The 15828-nt window shown below is 58.4% G+C and carries 13 protein-coding genes; 2 read left to right on the top strand and 11 right to left on the bottom strand.

What is annotated here, in order from left to right; all coding sequences use genetic code 11:
• Positions 1–27: 27 nt before the first annotated feature.
• The 4 genes from AC2FIC_RS17325 to AC2FIC_RS17310 all read right to left on the bottom strand — a co-directional run bounded on the left by AC2FIC_RS17325 (position 28) and on the right by AC2FIC_RS17310 (position 2976).
• Positions 28–1212 (bottom strand): amino acid aminotransferase, encoded by a 1185-nt coding sequence (locus tag AC2FIC_RS17325; RefSeq protein WP_496870196.1) that lies wholly within the window; start codon positions 1210–1212, stop codon positions 28–30.
• Positions 1212–2066 (bottom strand): 3-mercaptopyruvate sulfurtransferase, encoded by an 855-nt coding sequence (sseA, locus tag AC2FIC_RS17320; RefSeq protein WP_496692677.1) that lies wholly within the window; start codon positions 2064–2066, stop codon positions 1212–1214. Before sseA ends, AC2FIC_RS17325 begins: the two co-directional genes overlap by 1 nt.
• An 80-nt stretch (positions 2067–2146) precedes the next feature.
• Complete coding sequence (locus tag AC2FIC_RS17315) at positions 2147–2416, bottom strand: CBU_0592 family membrane protein (protein ID WP_496692676.1); 270 nt, start codon at positions 2414–2416, stop codon at positions 2147–2149.
• A 2-nt stretch (positions 2417–2418) separates the two neighbouring features.
• Entirely contained in the window at positions 2419–2976 is a 558-nt protein-coding gene (locus AC2FIC_RS17310; protein ID WP_496692741.1) for a helix-turn-helix domain-containing protein, read from the bottom strand.
• Between the two features lie 107 nt (positions 2977–3083).
• On the opposite strand from AC2FIC_RS17310, the gene ilvD reads away from it, so the two are divergent.
• Positions 3084–4916: a dihydroxy-acid dehydratase gene (gene ilvD, locus AC2FIC_RS17305; RefSeq protein WP_496692675.1), complete on the top strand. Its 1833-nt coding sequence runs from the start codon at positions 3084–3086 to the stop codon at positions 4914–4916.
• Positions 4917–5101: 185 nt separating this feature from the next.
• Here the strand turns inward: ilvD and AC2FIC_RS17300 are convergent, their stop codons facing one another.
• On the bottom strand, positions 5102–5920 hold the full coding sequence (locus tag AC2FIC_RS17300) for a sulfotransferase family protein (RefSeq protein WP_142638414.1): 819 nt from the start codon (positions 5918–5920) through the stop codon (positions 5102–5104).
• Positions 5921–6062: 142 nt separating this feature from the next.
• On the opposite strand from AC2FIC_RS17300, the gene AC2FIC_RS17295 reads away from it, so the two are divergent.
• Positions 6063–7640 carry a DUF5928 domain-containing protein gene (locus AC2FIC_RS17295; RefSeq protein ID WP_496692674.1) on the top strand — a complete coding sequence of 526 codons (1578 nt, stop codon included), beginning with the start codon at positions 6063–6065 and terminating at the stop codon, positions 7638–7640.
• Positions 7641–7678: 38 nt separating this feature from the next.
• Here the strand turns inward: AC2FIC_RS17295 and amaB are convergent, their stop codons facing one another.
• The 6 genes from amaB to AC2FIC_RS17265 form a co-directional block, all read right to left on the bottom strand.
• Positions 7679–9175, bottom strand: a complete 1497-nt coding sequence (amaB, locus tag AC2FIC_RS17290) for an L-piperidine-6-carboxylate dehydrogenase (protein ID WP_496692673.1) — start codon at positions 9173–9175, stop codon at positions 7679–7681.
• 18 nt (positions 9176–9193) lie between these two features.
• Positions 9194–10300: a saccharopine dehydrogenase family protein gene (locus AC2FIC_RS17285; RefSeq protein ID WP_496692672.1), complete on the bottom strand. Its 1107-nt coding sequence runs from the start codon at positions 10298–10300 to the stop codon at positions 9194–9196.
• A 139-nt stretch (positions 10301–10439) separates the two neighbouring features.
• A complete protein-coding gene (locus AC2FIC_RS17280) occupies positions 10440–12149 on the bottom strand; it encodes an ABC transporter ATP-binding protein (RefSeq protein WP_271950949.1) in 1710 nt (569 codons plus the stop codon).
• Positions 12150–12153: 4 nt separating this feature from the next.
• Positions 12154–13104, bottom strand: a complete 951-nt coding sequence (locus AC2FIC_RS17275; RefSeq protein ID WP_271950952.1) for an ABC transporter permease — start codon at positions 13102–13104, stop codon at positions 12154–12156.
• A complete protein-coding gene (locus tag AC2FIC_RS17270; RefSeq protein WP_142638424.1) occupies positions 13101–14078 on the bottom strand; it encodes an ABC transporter permease in 978 nt (325 codons plus the stop codon). The genes AC2FIC_RS17275 and AC2FIC_RS17270 overlap by 4 nt, the downstream gene beginning before the upstream one ends.
• A gap of 96 nt (positions 14079–14174) precedes the next feature.
• Positions 14175–15740 (bottom strand): ABC transporter substrate-binding protein, encoded by a 1566-nt coding sequence (locus AC2FIC_RS17265; RefSeq protein WP_281995554.1) that lies wholly within the window; start codon positions 15738–15740, stop codon positions 14175–14177.
• Positions 15741–15828: the final 88 nt, after the last annotated feature.

Here is a 15828-nt window from a genome sequence, read left to right as displayed (position 1 = left end):
CGCCCGGGTTTCTTTTTTTCCGCAGAATTAAACTCCGACGTCGATAATCGCTTTGGCCAGAATCGGAACCGTTTTGGCATTCAGCCCGGCAATGTTCAGACGGCTGTCGCCGACCATGTAGATGCCGTGATCAGCGCGCAGTTGTTCCACCAGTTCCGGTGCCGCGCCCAAGCGCGAGAACATGCCGCGATGCTGGGCGACAAAGCCGAACCGGTCGGAGCCGCTGTGGCGTTGCAGCTCATCGGCCAGTTGCTGGCGCAGCCCCAGCATGGACAAGCGGATCTCTTCCAGCTCGGCCTCCCAGTCGGCCCGCAGGACGGGGTCGGTCAGGATCGTGGTGACCACGCGCGCGCCGTGGTCGGGCGGGAATGAATAGTTCTGGCGGTTCAGAAAGGCCAGCGTGCTCTGGTTCAACGCGGTCTGTCCCGCATCTGCGCTGATTGCCATCAATAGGCCCGTGCGTTCACGGTAGACGCCGAAATTCTTGGAACACGACGCCGCGATCAGGCATTCCTTGACCGAAGACGCAACAAGGCGGGTCGCCTGCGCATCCTCTTCCAGACCGTCGCCAAAACCCTGATAGGCAATGTCGATCATCGCCACGAGGCCAAGCTCGTTGATGATGGTCACCACTTCCTGCCACTGCACCAGGTTCAGGTTGGCCCCGGTCGGGTTGTGGCAACAGCCGTGCAACAACACCACATCGCCCGACTTGGCGGTTTTCAGATCGGCAATCATGCCGTCGAAATCGACGCCACGAGTCTCGCCATCGAAATAGCGGTATGGAACCGCTTCGATCCCCAGGTAATTCAGGATCGACAGATGGTTTGGCCAGGTCGGGTTCGAGACGAACACGCGGGCCGAGGGGTTGGCCATGCGGATCATCTCAAATGCCTGACGGCAAGCACCGGTTCCGCCGGGCGTAGCCACAGCGGCAATGTTGCCACGCGGCACCGATGTGCGCAGGATCAGGTCAATCATCGCATCCGCATAGGCCGGATCACCAGCCAGACCGGTATAGGCCTTGCTTTCCTGCTCTTCCAGAATGCGCTTTTCGGCGGCCTTGACCGCGCGCATCACTGGCGTGATACCTTCGGCATTCTTGTAGACGCCAACACCCAGGTCGATCTTCTGATCGCGCGGGTCTTCGCGGTACATCTGCATTAGCGCTAGAATCTTGTCGGCAGGTTGCGGTTTGAGATGTTCAAACATCAGGTCTCTCCGGTTGCGACGGGCAGGGTCGGGAAGGCACCCCATTCAGCCCAGGAGCCGTCATAAAGCGAGTGGTCTTTCTTGCCCATGCGCTCAAGCGCAAGGCTGAGAATCGCGGCGGTCACACCCGACCCGCATGAGGTAATCGCCGGTTTCGACAGGTCGACGCCAGCGGCCTCGAAAATGGCGCGGCATTCCTCGGGCGATTTCATCGTGTGATTCTTGTTCAACAAGGTGCCGAAGGGGACGTTTCGTGATCCGGGAATACGACCAGACCGCAGCCCTTCGCGCGGCTCGGGATCGGTACCCGCGAAGCGACCGGCTGCGCGTGCGTCGATGATATCGTGATCCCCCAGCTTGGCTGCGGCAGATACCTGCGTGACATCACGCACCAGATGGTTCTGAACCCGCACGGTCATGTGGCGGTCGCGGATAACAGGCGGCAGGTCTTCAACCTCTCGCCCCTCGGCCAGCCATTTCGGCAAGCCACCGTCCAGCACGGCAATGTTGTCCTGCCCCATCAGGCGGAACATCCACCAGACCCGCGCAGCCGAGGACAGCCCCGAGCCGTCATAGACCACCACCTGATGGCCATCCCCCACGCCCATCGCCCGCAGGCGCGACATGAATTTCTCGACCGGAGGCACCATATGCGGCAGGTCCGACCGATGATCGGCAATATCATCAATGTCAAAGAATCTCGCGCCGGGGATATGGGTCGCGTCATATTCCGCTTTGGCGTCGCGTCCGTGTTGCGGCAGATACCATGATCCGTCCAGAACCCGCAGGTCCGGATCCTTGAGATGGGCCGCAAGCCATTCGGTTGAAACGAGGGTTTTGGGATCGTCCTGCATCAATGCCTCCCCTATGCGCGCTTGGTTTGTCCCTATACGCGCGCGCATGTCTGTTCAAGTCTGGATGGGGGCCTGTATCGCTAACGTGCCCGCCTGAGGCGGAAAAACTGGGCGATCCCGATCAGACTGATCAAAATCCAGAAGGATTCGATCAGCATCGAGGCCAGATTGAAGTTCTCAAGCAGTGAATAGACGATCAGAACCGACCCCAACAGGTTCACCACCGGAAAGGCCAGATCGTCGGAATTCATCATCCGCATCTGGGTAGCGAAATAGGCGGCAACCACGATCAGCGCCCCGATCGATCCGACGCTGTCGGCGATGGTCAAAGTGTCAAGAAACGCAGTCATGATCAGGCCTCGCCGTTTTGAGGAATTTCTAGATGCTGCCCATAATGGTGCATGTTCAAAAACGCAGTCCCCTGCGCGCCCGCGCGATAGCCATGCGGCAAGTCGGCGGCAAAGCGCAGCCCCTGCCCGGCGTTCAGCGGCACCCAGGCCTCTCCACGCAGGATTTCAAGCGTTCCGGAAAGGACAAAGACCTCTTCGGTGACGCCCGCCGCATGGGCAGGCGACTCGTGGCTTTGGTTCGGGGTCAGGCTGACGTGAAAGGTCTCGGCCCCCAGCGCGGGATCAAAGGGAAAGACGATCTTGACTTCGATACTGCCCGGAAAGGTCACGGTCTGAAACACCGATGGATCGCCATTCGCCGTTTCAATCAGCGCGCTCAGCGGCAGTTGAAACCCTTTGGCGATCTTCCACAGCGTTGCAATGGTCGGGCTGGATTCGCCACGCTCGATCTGACCCAGCATGGCTTTGCTGACGCCGGTCATCTCGGCGACTTTGGACAGGCTCAGCCCAGATGCGGCCCGCATGTCCCGTAATTTCAGCGTGATCTCGTCCGGTGCCATGATGATGTCTTTCGAATCCTCTTGTGCGTTATAGCGCACATGTGGTACGTGCGCTATAACGCACAAACCCCAAGACATGCAACCCGAGGCAATAGGGAAACAGCATCATGCCTTTGTACCGATCCAGAACCTCAACCCATGGCCGCAACATGGCCGGTGCCCGTGGCCTGTGGCGCGCGACCGGCATGGGGGATGATGACTTCGGCAAGCCGATCATCGCCATCGTCAACTCGTTCACCCAGTTCGTGCCGGGCCATGTCCACCTGAAGGATCTGGGCCAGATGGTCGCGCGCGAGGTCGAGGCCGCGGGTGGTGTTGCCAAGGAATTCAACACCATCGCGGTGGATGACGGTATCGCCATGGGCCATGACGGGATGTTGTATTCGCTGCCCTCGCGTGAGGTAATCGCGGATTCTGTTGAATATATGGTCAACGCGCACTGTGCTGATGCGATGGTCTGCATCTCGAACTGTGACAAGATCACGCCCGGCATGCTGATGGCCGCGATGCGCCTGAACATCCCCGCCATTTTCGTCTCGGGTGGGCCAATGGAGGCGGGCAAGATCGACATCGCCGATCTGGACGCCAAAAAGATCGACCTCGTGGACGCTATGGTGGCCGCCGCTGACGACAAGTTCACCGATGAGCAGGTTCAGCATATCGAGGAAAACGCCTGCCCGACTTGCGGGTCGTGCTCGGGCATGTTCACCGCCAACTCGATGAACTGTCTGGCCGAGGCGCTGGGTCTGGCGCTGCCGGGCAACGGCTCGACTCTGGCCACACATGCGGACCGCAAAGAGCTGTTCCTTGAAGCCGGTCGCCGGATCGTCGAGATCACCAAACGGCACTATGATCTGGACGAGAAAGGCTTCCTCCCGCGCGAAATCGCCACGTTCGATGCGTTCGAAAACGCAATGAGCCTGGATATCGCCATGGGCGGATCGACCAACACGGTGCTGCATCTGCTGGCCATCGCGCATGAGGGCGAGGTGGATTTCACCATGACCGACATGGACCGTCTCAGCCGTCAGGTGCCCTGCCTGTGCAAAGTCGCACCCAATACCGAAAATGTGCATATGGAAGACGTCCACCGCGCCGGTGGCATCTTCTCAATTCTCGGGGAACTCAGCCGCGCCGGGCTGCTGCACGAGGATTGCAGCACGGTCCATTCCGGCACGATGGGTGAGGCGATTGCCAATTGGGACATCAAGGTGGCCAACAACCCCAAGGCGCAAGACTTGTTCAAGGCCGCGCCGGGCGGTGTGCGCACCACGCAGGCCTTCAGCCAGTCAAACCGGTACAAAGAGCTGGACACCGACCGCGAAGGCGGCGTGATCCGGTCGAAAGAACATGCGTTCAGCCAGGATGGCGGTCTGGCGGTTCTGTTCGGCAATATTGCCCGCGACGGCTGTATCGTGAAAACAGCCGGTGTCGATCCGGCCAGCCTGACCTTCACCGGGTCGGCCTATGTCTGCGAAAGCCAGGATCAGGCTGTGAACGACATTCTGACCAGCAAGGTCAAAGAGGGCGACGTGGTGGTCATCCGCTATGAAGGCCCGCGCGGCGGTCCGGGGATGCAGGAAATGCTGTACCCGACGTCTTACCTGAAATCCAAAGGTCTGGGAAAAGCCTGTGCTTTGCTGACGGATGGACGGTTCTCGGGTGGAACCTCCGGCCTGTCGATCGGCCATGTCTCACCCGAGGCGGCCGAAGGTGGCGAGATCGGACTGGTGCGCCAGGGTGACCGTATTGAGATCGACATCCCCAACCGCTCGATCCATCTGGCAGTCTCAGATGAAGTGCTTGCCGAACGACGCCAGGAGCAGGATGCAAAAGGCTGGATACCGGCAGCGCCCCGCAAGCGCAAAGTCTCAACCGCGCTCAAAGCCTATGCCAAACTGACAACCAGCGCGGCAAAAGGGGCCGTGCGGGAGGTCTAAGACATAAGGGCCGGACACCAAATCAAGTGATCCGGCCCAATCAATTCCCAAAGCGCTCCCGCGCCTTCTGGCGCTATCGGCTTCGGTCTTGGGCCTGGCGCGGCGCATAGCGCGGCGCCAGGCCCAACCAGAGGAGATGTTTCGCAAGATACATTGCCGATGGGCGGGAGAAGGTGATTTCCAGCTCAATCCCCAAGCTTGGCGTGGACTTCATCCAGATCAATCTCGGCGATCGGCATCTTGTTGGCCGGATCTTCAAAATCGTATTTGAACAGATCGAAATCTTGTTTGTAGATCTCGTAGACAAGATGCATCGACAGGTCGTCGAAATAGTCCTCGACAGGATGCTTTCGTTTGGGTCCGTGGCCTTCGGATTCGTTGAACCGCGGGATTTCGGACAGGGCCACCTTGTGTGGCGTGTCCAAGTTGCTCAGAACACCTTGCATCCCATCGTTGAACTTCTCGGTCCAGAAGATGCGATCATATCGTCCGCCATTTGCAATAAAGGTCGACACATGGCCAGACATGGCGGACCAGTGGATATCCGGATCCATGGGCCGGCGCCACCTGATCGTGTCACGAGCAAATAACAGGAATCTGCGGAAACTGGCGACCTGGTCGAAATCACCCTGACCGTCCTCTCCGCCAACCTCGATGCCGTAATTGTAGATCAGCGTCGGCACCAGATTGCCGCGATACCGTTTGCCGTTGCGCTGAATTCCACAGATCTTGTCAAAGAACGAACTGAGAATTCGCGTGTACGGGTTCCGCACGCAGGTGAAAGAAAAGGAGTTATGATTTCGGACATTTGTCGAAATCGGCTCCTGGCTGGGACCGAACGCCCATTTATGCATCCCGTCCTTGGCATCGTGGATATCGCCGTCAAAAAACCGGCCATGATCCGAAAAATACATGATTTGCCCGATGGTTGAGCATGCACATTTCGGGACAACACGGTAAACCATGCTCTCGCTCTCGGTCATCCATGTACCGGGAAAACCCATTTGCTGCGCCTCCTCAACAGGTCGTAACTCACTATTCGCGCCTGCTTTTGTATCTACAGAACCAAAAATAATCTGTTTATTCAATCGCTCATCCTCAGTATCACAGAGGGAACCGGGCAGAAACGGATAACAAAGAACTGAAATGGCAAAAATTGCCTACATTTTGTTGTGCCACAAGGACCCTGACGCAATCATTGCGCAGGCCGAGCAGCTAACCGCCGCTGGCGATTGCATGGCCATACATTTTGACGCCCGCGCAAGTCGCGAGGCCTATGCACGCATTCAGGGCGCTCTTCAGGCCAATTCGAATGTCACTTTTGCAACCAAACGCATCAAATGCGGTTGGGGCGAGTGGTCTTTGGTACAGGCCACATTGAACGCAGTGCAAGCCGCCCTCGAGGCCTTTCCCCGCGCGACGCATTTCTACATGCTGTCAGGGGATTGCATGGCGATCAAAACAGCGGAATACGCGCATCAGTTCCTGAACGACAACGACAGGGATTTTGTCGAAAGCCACGACTTTTTTGCCAGTAACTGGATCAAGACCGGCATGAAAGAAGACCGGCTGATCTATCGCCATTTCTTCAATGAACGCACCCAGAGCAGACGATTCTATACATCCTATGACGTACAGAAAAAACTTGGTCTGACCCGCGAGGTTCCGGCTGACATCCAGATCATGATCGGCAGTCAGTGGTGGTGTCTGCGCCGTCATACTGTTGAAATGATCTTTGAATTCCTGGCCCAGCGCCCGGATGTAATCCGCTTTTTCTCGACCACCTGGATACCGGATGAGACCTTCTTTCAAACGCTTGTCCGCCACCTTGTTCCCCGTGAAGAGATCGACAACCGAACGCTCACATTCCTGATGTTCTCGGACTACGGAATGCCCGTGACATTCTATAACGACCATTACGACATGCTGTTAGGGCAGGATTTTCTGTTCGCCCGCAAAATCAGCCCCGAGGCACATGAGCTGAAGGACCGGTTAGGCCAGCTCTATTCTGCGGATGGGGTGGATTTTCACATCTCGGATGAAGGTCGCAATCTCCATAGTTTCTTAACCGCAAGAGGGCGCGTCGGACGCCGCCACAAGCAAAGGTTCTGGGAGGCCGGAAATACGCTGGGACCGGACCGCGATGTTTTCCTGATCGTGTGCAAGAAATGGCATGTGGCCAAGCGTCTGGTCGATCAGATTAAGTCCGAAACCGATATCCCTTGTGTCGAGTATCTGTTCAACGAACAGGATACGGCTCTGCCCGATCTGGGCGGCATCGAAACGACCTTGCTCAAACGGTCCCGCCACCGGCGTGCTCTTGTGCGGATGCTGTTTGACAGTTTCGAAACCGACCGGCTGGTTCTATGCATCGATCCCTCAGATATCGAAATCATTCAGGACTTCTGTGCAGATCAGGTCAAAACCCATGTGCTTGAAGTCGAGTGTGAATATTCCGACGATTACCTGATCGGCCACGCCCGCCGTGTGGGGTTGGCCGGTCAGGACAGCCCGACCGAAACCGTGGCACGGCTTGTCCCAACTTTGCACAACGCGATGGAATACGAATCCGAGTTGATCCGGGGCACCGCGCTGGATCGACATGCACGCCTGCGGGAAACCAGCGACCGGACAGAAAACGAAGACGCCATTGTCCGGTTTCTGAATGTTTCACAGGAACAGGCGCAGGCCATCATGCGATTGGATTATCTGTTTGCAGATTGATGAGCCGGCGGCACCATCAGGTACCGCCGACAGCACGATCAGATGTCGAACTTGACGCCTTGCGCCAGCGGCAGCTCGGCTGAGTAGTTCACGGTGTTGGTCTGACGGCGCATATAGGCCTTCCACGCATCCGAGCCGCTTTCACGCCCGCCACCGGTTTCCTTCTCACCACCAAATGCGCCACCGATCTCGGCCCCCGATGGCCCTATATTGACATTGGCAATGCCACAATCCGATCCCGCTGCGGTCAGGAATTGCTCGGCCTCGCGCATGTTCAGAGTGAATACGCAAGACGACAGACCTTGCGGTACGTCATTTTGCAATTCGATGGCTTCGTCGAACGCGTCGTACCCCATGACATAGAGGATCGGCGCAAAGGTTTCGGTCTTTACGGTTGCTGTCTGGCCAGGCATCTCGACAATCGCGGGCTGCATATAGACACCGGCAGGGACGTTTTCGGTCACGCGGTCGCCACCAAAGACTGCGCCGCCTTCGGCCTTTGCAGCGTCCAGCGCAGCGGTCATGGCCGCGCCCGAGGCTTCGTCCACCAGCGGACCGATCAATGTGCCTTCGGTCAGCGGATTGCCGATGGGCAGACCGGCATAGGCTTTTTTCAACCGGCTCACCAGCTCCACGCGGATCGAGTTGTGAACGATCAGACGGCGCAGCGTGGTGCAGCGTTGACCGGCTGTGCCGACAGCAGAAAAGACAATCGCGCGTACGGCCATTTCCAGATCGGCCGAAGGGCCCACGATCATCGCGTTATTGCCGCCAAGCTCGAGAATACATTTCCCGAACCGCTGCGCCACAATGGGGGCTACGGCACGGCCCATCCGTGTGGACCCGGTCGCCGAAATGACCGGCACGTCCTCGCTGGCCACCAGCGCCTCGCCCAGCGCGGCACCTCCGATCAGGGTCTGCAGCAGGTGGTCGGGCGCATCACCAAATCGGGCCAGTGCACGTTCAAAGATCTTCTGGCAGGCCATCGCGGTCAAAGGCGTCTTTTCAGACGGCTTCCAGATCACCGGATCACCGCAGACCAGCGCCAGCGCGGCATTCCACGACCAGACCGCCACCGGAAAGTTGAAGGCCGAGATCACGCCCACCGGTCCTGCCGGGTGCCACGTTTCCATCATCCGGTGGCCCGGGCGCTCAGATGCGATGGTCAAACCATAAAGCTGGCGCGACAGGCCGACGGCGAAATCGCAGATGTCGATCATCTCCTGCACTTCACCCAGACCTTCCGAGGTGATCTTACCAGCTTCCCAGCTGACCAGCGCACCCAGATCGTCCTTGGCGGCGCGCAATTCCTCGCCCAGCAGGCGGATCAGTTCGCCCCGGCGTGGGGCTGGAACCGTGCGCCACGCCTTGAATGCCGTCTTGGCATTGGCAAACACCGTGCCCATCCCTGACGCAGGCGTTTCATGTACCTCGGCCAGAATGCCGCCATCAATGGGCGAGCGTACAGCCAGCGTGCCGCCCATCAGCTCAGCGGCTGTCAGGTCCAGATTTGCAAGGGTTGTTTGGGCTGTCATAGCGATGTCTTTCATATCTCAGGCCGCCTTGTTCTGTTTGGTTATGTCCCCGGTGCGATAAAGCTGACCGAATTCGGTGTTCAGGAAATCAGACAGGTTCACCTGCTCTTGCCGCACGAACCCTTTGCCGGGCAAAGCACCCGTTCGCATCAGATCAACCACACCCAGAACACCGGCAGCAGTGGTGACCTGAATGGCGCTCCAGACCTGACCATTGAGGGTACGGGCATAAGATTTGTTGATCAGGGATTTCTCGCGCAGAGCCCCATCGATCTTGCCTTTTGCAGTGCAAAAAACCAGAACCACATCCTGATCGGTTCGCGGTAGCGCGGTCTCGAAGATTTCCTTCATCAGGTCGCGACGACGTTCCAATCCAAGATCATTCAGCAGCAAACGCAGAATATCACGGTGTCCCGGGTAGCGGATCGATCGGTACGACACGTCCCGCGCCTTTCCGTCCAGGGTTTCTGGCAACGTGCCCAACCCGCCCGAGGTATTGAAGCATTCATATTCCACCCCGTCATGACCCAAACGCTCGTAATCCTCGAGCGGCGCGGTCTTGACCCGTTCGCCATTCACGATGGCATCGCACGGATTGCAATATTCGTTGATCAGCCCATCGGTGGACCAGGTCAGATTGTACTTCAATGCGTTGGTGGGATAGAGCGGCAGCGCCCCGACCCGCATATGCAGGCTGTCCAGCGTATCGAACTCGGCAGCCAAGGCCGCGCCGGCGATACCGACAAAACCCGGTGCCAACCCGCATTGCGGCATAAACGCCGTCTCGCTGTCGGCGGCCAACTCGCGCACTGCGTTGGTGGCGGCAACATCTTCGGTCAGGTCAAAATAATGCGCGCCGGCCGATTTGGCGGCTTTGGCAATCCGTGGGGTCAGGAAAAACGGAGCCGCCGAGATAACCGCATCGAAACCGTTCAGACCCTCAGCCAGCTGCGTTTCATCGCTGACATCAATCTGGCGGGTCGAAACTCCCTGCCGATTCAGCACGGACAACGCCGCCAGATCGCGGTCGGCAACCGTGACCGAATAGTTGGATGAAGATTGCAGCAAAGTCGCGATCATCTGACCGATCTTGCCTGCTCCGATGACACAGATATTCCAGCTCAAAACGCGCCTCCTCTTTCGTTTCAGAAAGTATGAAGGCACAGTTGTTCAATCTGCAGAGGCAATCTTGACGAAAACGTCAAAACTATCGCCATATTGACGGACCTTCCGTCATACCGCCAATACTGGAATCGTCACTGCCTCAGGATTCGGCGTCCAACCCCTCGGTCGACAGGTCATCCAACCTGGGCATCAAACGCAACAATTCGCGGGCATAATCCGTCTGGGGGTTGGCGAACAAGTTATTGGTTTCCTGCAACTCGACAATTTGGCCCTGTTTCATCACTGCCACTCGGTCGCACATCTGACGTACCACCGGCAGGTCATGACTGATGAACAGCAGGGTCAGGCCCAGATGTTCCTGCAGGTCCTTCAAGATGTTCAGAATCTGCGCCTGAATGGACACGTCCAGCGCGCTGGTTGGCTCGTCACAAATCAGGAATCGCGGTTGCGTGGCCAGCGCACGTGCAATCGAGATACGTTGCCGCTGTCCGCCCGAGAATTCATGCGGGTATTTCTGCCCGGCCTCATGGCCGAGTCCCACCTGATCCAACAACTCATCGACGCGGCGTTTGATATCTGCACCTTCCATCAACCTGTGATGGCGGATCGGCTCGGCCACGATCTCATCCACCCGCATACGGGGATTGAGCGAGGAATACGGGTCCTGAAAGATCATCTGGATGTTCTTGCGATAGGCATCCAGCGCGGTCCGATTGGTCAGATCGCTGACCACCTGCCCGTCGAATGTAATCGTGCCGCCATCCACAGGGTACAACCCTGCAATCATCCGTGCGACAGTCGACTTGCCCGAGCCGGATTCACCCACAACGCCAAACACCTCGCCTGCGCGGATGTCGAAACTTACTTCGTCAACGGCGGTGAAATAGGTGCGGTCCCAGGGCAACAGGCCTTTGCGCTGCAGGAACTTCTTGGTCAGGTTGCGGATCTCGAACACCGGTTTGCTGGTGTCATTATCCACCTTGGGCCAGTGGCGGGCCATGTCTTCGATGGCAAAGCGTGTCTCGCGTCCACCATAGCTGATCTGGGGAAAGCGATGCAGTTTCAGGGTCGGGCGCGGCACGGCAGCGATCAGCGATTTGGTGTATTCATGGGTGGGCTGCCCCATCACCTGCGCGGTCGGGCCGGTTTCGACAACCTTGCCCGCATACATCACGGTCACCTTGTCCGTCGTGTCCGCGATCACACCCATGTCGTGGGTGATCAGGATGACGCCCACCTGACGTTCCCGCGCCAGTTCTTTGATCAGGTCCAGAATCTGCGCCTGAACCGAGACGTCCAGCGCCGTGGTCGGCTCATCCGCGATGATCACATCCGGTTCGGTACACAAGGCAAGCGCGATGACCACACGCTGCCGCATCCCGCCCGAGAACTGGTGCGGATACTGGTCCAACCGCGTGTCCGGATCGGGGATGCCAACCCGGTCAATCAGGTCGCGCGCCCGCTGGTTCGCCTCGGCATCGGTGCCGCCCAGATGGGCCTGAATGGTCTCGGTCAGTTGTTCGCGCACGGTGAATAATGGGTTCAGCGAGGTCAGCGGGTCCTGAAAGATCATCGAAATCTTTTTGCCGCGCAGCCCCCGCATCGCCTCGGCATCCAGGCCACTGATCTGGTCACCGCTCAGCTGGATCGTGCCGCTGGCAATACGGCCGGGGCGATCCAACAATCCCATGATGGCCGCGCCAATGGTGGATTTACCGGCCCCGGATTCGCCAACCAAGCCGTGGATTTCTCCGGGTTCAACCGACAGGTCCACATGGTCCACGGCTGTGAACAATTTGCGGCGGGTGGGGAATTCGACCGTCAGGTCATTGATCGTCAGAAGGCTCATGAAATCACCGCAGCTTGGGGTTCAGCGCATCGCGCAGCCAGTCGCCCAGCAGGTTCACAGACAGGGCCAGCGCCAACAGGGTGCAGGCCGGGAAGAACAAGATCCACCACTCACCCGAGAACAGGAAGCCCTGCCCGATGCGGATCAGCGTGCCCAATGACGGCTGGGTTGGTGGTGCCCCTACGCCGAGGAAGCTCAGCGTGGCTTCGGCAATGATCGCCAGCGCCAGTGAGATCGTGGCGATGACCAGAACCGGGCTGAGTACATTGGGCAGGATGTGGCGGAACATGATCGGGAAAGAACCGCGCCCGATCAGGCGGGCGGCCTGCACATATTCCTTGTTCTTTTCCACCAGCGCAGCACCGCGGACGACCCGGGCAAACTGCACCCAGTCGGACAGGGCAATGGCGATGATCAGTACATAGATCGCCATCTCGTCACGATATTCGGGTGGGGTCACACCTTTGGCGATGCCAAAGATCAGCATAGCGACCAGAATGGCCGGAAAGGTCAGCTGCACATCTGCGACCCGCATGATCAGCGTCTCGACCCAGCCGCCGAAATAGGCCGCGACCAGCCCCAGAACAACTCCGATGATTAGCGCCAGCAGCACCGCCGCAGCGCCGACAAACAGGGATATGCGCATCCCATAGAGGATGGTCGAGAACACATCCCGCCCCTGATCGTCGGTGCCCAGCAGGAACGTGTCCTGCGTAAAGGCATTCGGGGTGCCCGGCGGTGTAAATCCGTTCATCAGGTTCAGCGTTGCCGGATCAAACGGGTTATGCGGCGCAATCAGCGGGGCCAGTATTGCCGCCAGCACCAGCAGAACCACAACAAATGAGGCAACCATCGCCACGGGTGAATGACGGAAGGACCATGCGAAATCGCTGTCCCAGAACTGGGCCAGTCGTGATTTGGGCACTTGTCTCGAGGTTTCAGAAGTATCGGTCATGTGGCCCTCGCGTCGACACGCAGGCGCGGGTCAATGGCATAGTACAAAAGATCGACGATCAGATTGATCGACACGAACATGACCGAGATCAGCATCAGATACGCGGCCATGACAGGGATATCGACAAACTGGATCGCATTTATGAACAGCAGGCCCACACCGGGCCACTGAAACACCGTCTCGGTGATGATGGCAAAGGCGATGATCGAGCCCAGCTGCAACCCGGTGATGGTGATCACCGGCACCAGCGTATTTTTCAGCGCGTGGCGAAAATTGATCACCCGGTCCGACAGCCCACGCGCACGTGCAAATCGGACATAGTCGGCACGCAGGACCTCAAGCATTTCCGACCGCACCAGCCGCATGATCAGCGTCATCTGATACAGGCCCAGCGTGATCGCCGGGAGGATCAGCGCCTTGAGCCCCGAGGTCGTCAGGAACCCCGTGGACCAGCCGCCAATCATAACGGTCTCGCCCCTCCCAAAGCTGGGTAAAAGATCCAACTCGACCGAGAATATATAGATCAGCAATATCCCGATCAGGAAAGTTGGCAGGGAAACCCCGATCAACGACACGGTCATGATGATATTCGCCGCCACCCCCTGTCGTCGGATCGCTGTGAAAACACCCAGCGCGATGCCAAGGGTGATGGCCAGAAAGCCCGACACAAAGGCCAGCTCCAATGTCGCGGGGGCGCGTTCGGCTATGATGGTCGAAACCGGTCGGCCTTGCCGGTAGGACACGCCAAAATTGCCCTGCACCGCGCCTTGCAGGAACTTGAAATATTGCACCGGAAACGGCTGATCCAGACCAAGATCGGACCGCAGCCGGTCGATATCGGCCTGCGTACGTTCCTGCCCCAGCATGTTGTCGATCGGATCACCGACAAAGCGGAACATCGAAAAGGCAACCAGACCCACGATCAGCAGCACGATCACGGATTGGAACATCCTTTGGACAATATAAGCGAACATTCGTTTTCCTCGTTGATCGGACTGTCTATGCAGGCCCGGGCGGGGTGGTCAAGATACCGCTAACGCAAGCTAGCGTTTTCTGGCCCCGCCCCGGTTTCAGTTCACCGTTACCCAGCGCAGCAGAAAGAAGTTGTCCGGGCGCTGTGTCAGTTCGACATTGCTGCGTGTGCCCCAGACCAGGGGCTGCACATACATCGGCACATAGACCTGTTCGTCCTGAATGATCTGCGTGACCTCATCCAGCATCGCCTGCCGTTTGCCCGCATCCAACTCGGACTGGATCATCGGCAGCAGCTCATCCACCCGCGCGTTCGAAAATCCGCCGAAATTCCAGCTGCCCAGCTTTTTCTCTTCGTTTGGAGTGGCCACAAGGAAGCGCACGGGGTGTTCGGCATCAAATGTACCGGGGCTCCATCCCAGCAGGTACATATCGTATTTGCCTTCCCGGAGTTCCGGCCAGTAGTTACGGACCGGCATGGCATCCAGTTCCGCAGTGATCCCGATCTGGGCCAGCATGCTGACAACCGCCTGGCAAACGGCCTCATCATTCAGATAGCGGTCATTGGGGCATTTCAGCCCGAACGAAAACCCATCTGCATATCCGGCCTCGGTCAGCAGGGCCCTGGCGGCATCGACATCAAAGGCGGGACGGTCTGCATTCGCCTCGGAATAACCACTCATCGCCGGGCTAACCAGTTGCGAGGCCGCTTCGGCATTGCCCCGCATGATAGTCGCCAGAATGGCATCCACATTGACCGCCTGTGCCACTGCCTTGCGGACGCGCGCGTCGCGGAATGGGTTCGGTTTGCCCGCATCGTTGGTGTATTTCAGCGCCTCGGCCTGATGATCGAACCCCAGCATGATCACGCGGGCCTCGATCCCTTGGATAACCTCGATATCGCCGTTTTCCTTCAGGCGTGCGACGTCCTGGATAGGCACAGGGTTGATCATATCCACATCGCCTGACAACAAGGCTGCAACCGCTGTCGCCGGGTTTTGGATCGGAGTGAACTCAGCACTTGTGATGTTATGGTCGGCCTGATCCCACCAGCCGTCAAAGGGCTCAAGAACCGTGCGCAGGCCGGGCTCTCGTGCCGCAAGTTTGAAGGCGCCTGTGCCGTTGGCGTTCAGGGTGGCGTAATTCCCGACCTCTTTGTCGGGCACCGCTGCGTCATTGGCCTCGGCCCAGCCCTGATCCATGATCATCCAGTTGGCGATTGAGGATGGAAATAACGGGTTCGGCGCAGTCGTCATGAAATCGACCGTATAGTCGTCGACCACGATCACCTCGGTGATGGGCGCGAACCAGCTGCGGGTATCCGCCGCCTCGCCCGAGGCGCGCTGATAGCTGAACAGAACGTCCTGCGCATCAAAGCTGCTGCCGTCATGGAAGGTCACGCCCTCACGCAGTTTAAAGCGCCAACCTTCGCCGTCACCAATCGTCTCCCAGCTGACGGCCAGCGCGGGTTGAACGCTCATGTCCTTGTCGCGGCGTACAAGGCCTTCGTAGACATTGTTCAGAAACCCCAGAACCGGGGCCGAGTTGACCGCGTGCGGGTCCATCGTCTGCGGGTCCGTGGTCGAGGCCCATTTGAATTCGGCAGCCTGAACGCTGGTGGTGGCCAGCAAGGCCAAAGCAATGGCACTGTTCCTGAGGGTCATGGCGAAATCTCCCTTATTTGCCCTGCGATGCGGTGTTGCGCTTAACAATAGCGCAAAAGGCAGGGCGCGAAACCGCGCCCTGCCAAAT

The sequence above is a fragment of the Ruegeria sp. CDSC079 genome, from assembly GCF_059610505.1.
The sequence above is the reverse complement of the archived record's forward strand: the minus strand, read 5'-3'. Positions and strand labels throughout refer to the sequence as shown.

Coding starts and splice junctions, on each gene's coding strand:
- AC2FIC_RS17300 (WP_142638414.1), bottom strand. CDS start 5,920: ATGGGTTTTCCCGGTACATGGATGACCGAGAGCGAGAGCATGGTTTAC.
- AC2FIC_RS17275 (WP_271950952.1), bottom strand. CDS start 13,104: ATGACCGATACTTCTGAAACCTCGAGACAAGTGCCCAAATCACGACTG.
- AC2FIC_RS17280 (WP_271950949.1), bottom strand. CDS start 12,149: ATGAGCCTTCTGACGATCAATGACCTGACGGTCGAATTCCCCACCCGC.
- amaB (WP_496692673.1), bottom strand. CDS start 9,175: ATGACAGCCCAAACAACCCTTGCAAATCTGGACCTGACAGCCGCTGAG.
- ilvD (WP_496692675.1), top strand. CDS start 3,084: ATGCCTTTGTACCGATCCAGAACCTCAACCCATGGCCGCAACATGGCC.
- AC2FIC_RS17310 (WP_496692741.1), bottom strand. CDS start 2,976: ATGGCACCGGACGAGATCACGCTGAAATTACGGGACATGCGGGCCGCA.
- AC2FIC_RS17265 (WP_281995554.1), bottom strand. CDS start 15,740: ATGACCCTCAGGAACAGTGCCATTGCTTTGGCCTTGCTGGCCACCACC.
- sseA (WP_496692677.1), bottom strand. CDS start 2,066: ATGCAGGACGATCCCAAAACCCTCGTTTCAACCGAATGGCTTGCGGCC.
- AC2FIC_RS17295 (WP_496692674.1), top strand. CDS start 6,063: ATGGCAAAAATTGCCTACATTTTGTTGTGCCACAAGGACCCTGACGCA.
- AC2FIC_RS17325 (WP_496870196.1), bottom strand. CDS start 1,212: ATGTTTGAACATCTCAAACCGCAACCTGCCGACAAGATTCTAGCGCTA.
- AC2FIC_RS17270 (WP_142638424.1), bottom strand. CDS start 14,078: ATGTTCGCTTATATTGTCCAAAGGATGTTCCAATCCGTGATCGTGCTG.
- AC2FIC_RS17315 (WP_496692676.1), bottom strand. CDS start 2,416: ATGACTGCGTTTCTTGACACTTTGACCATCGCCGACAGCGTCGGATCG.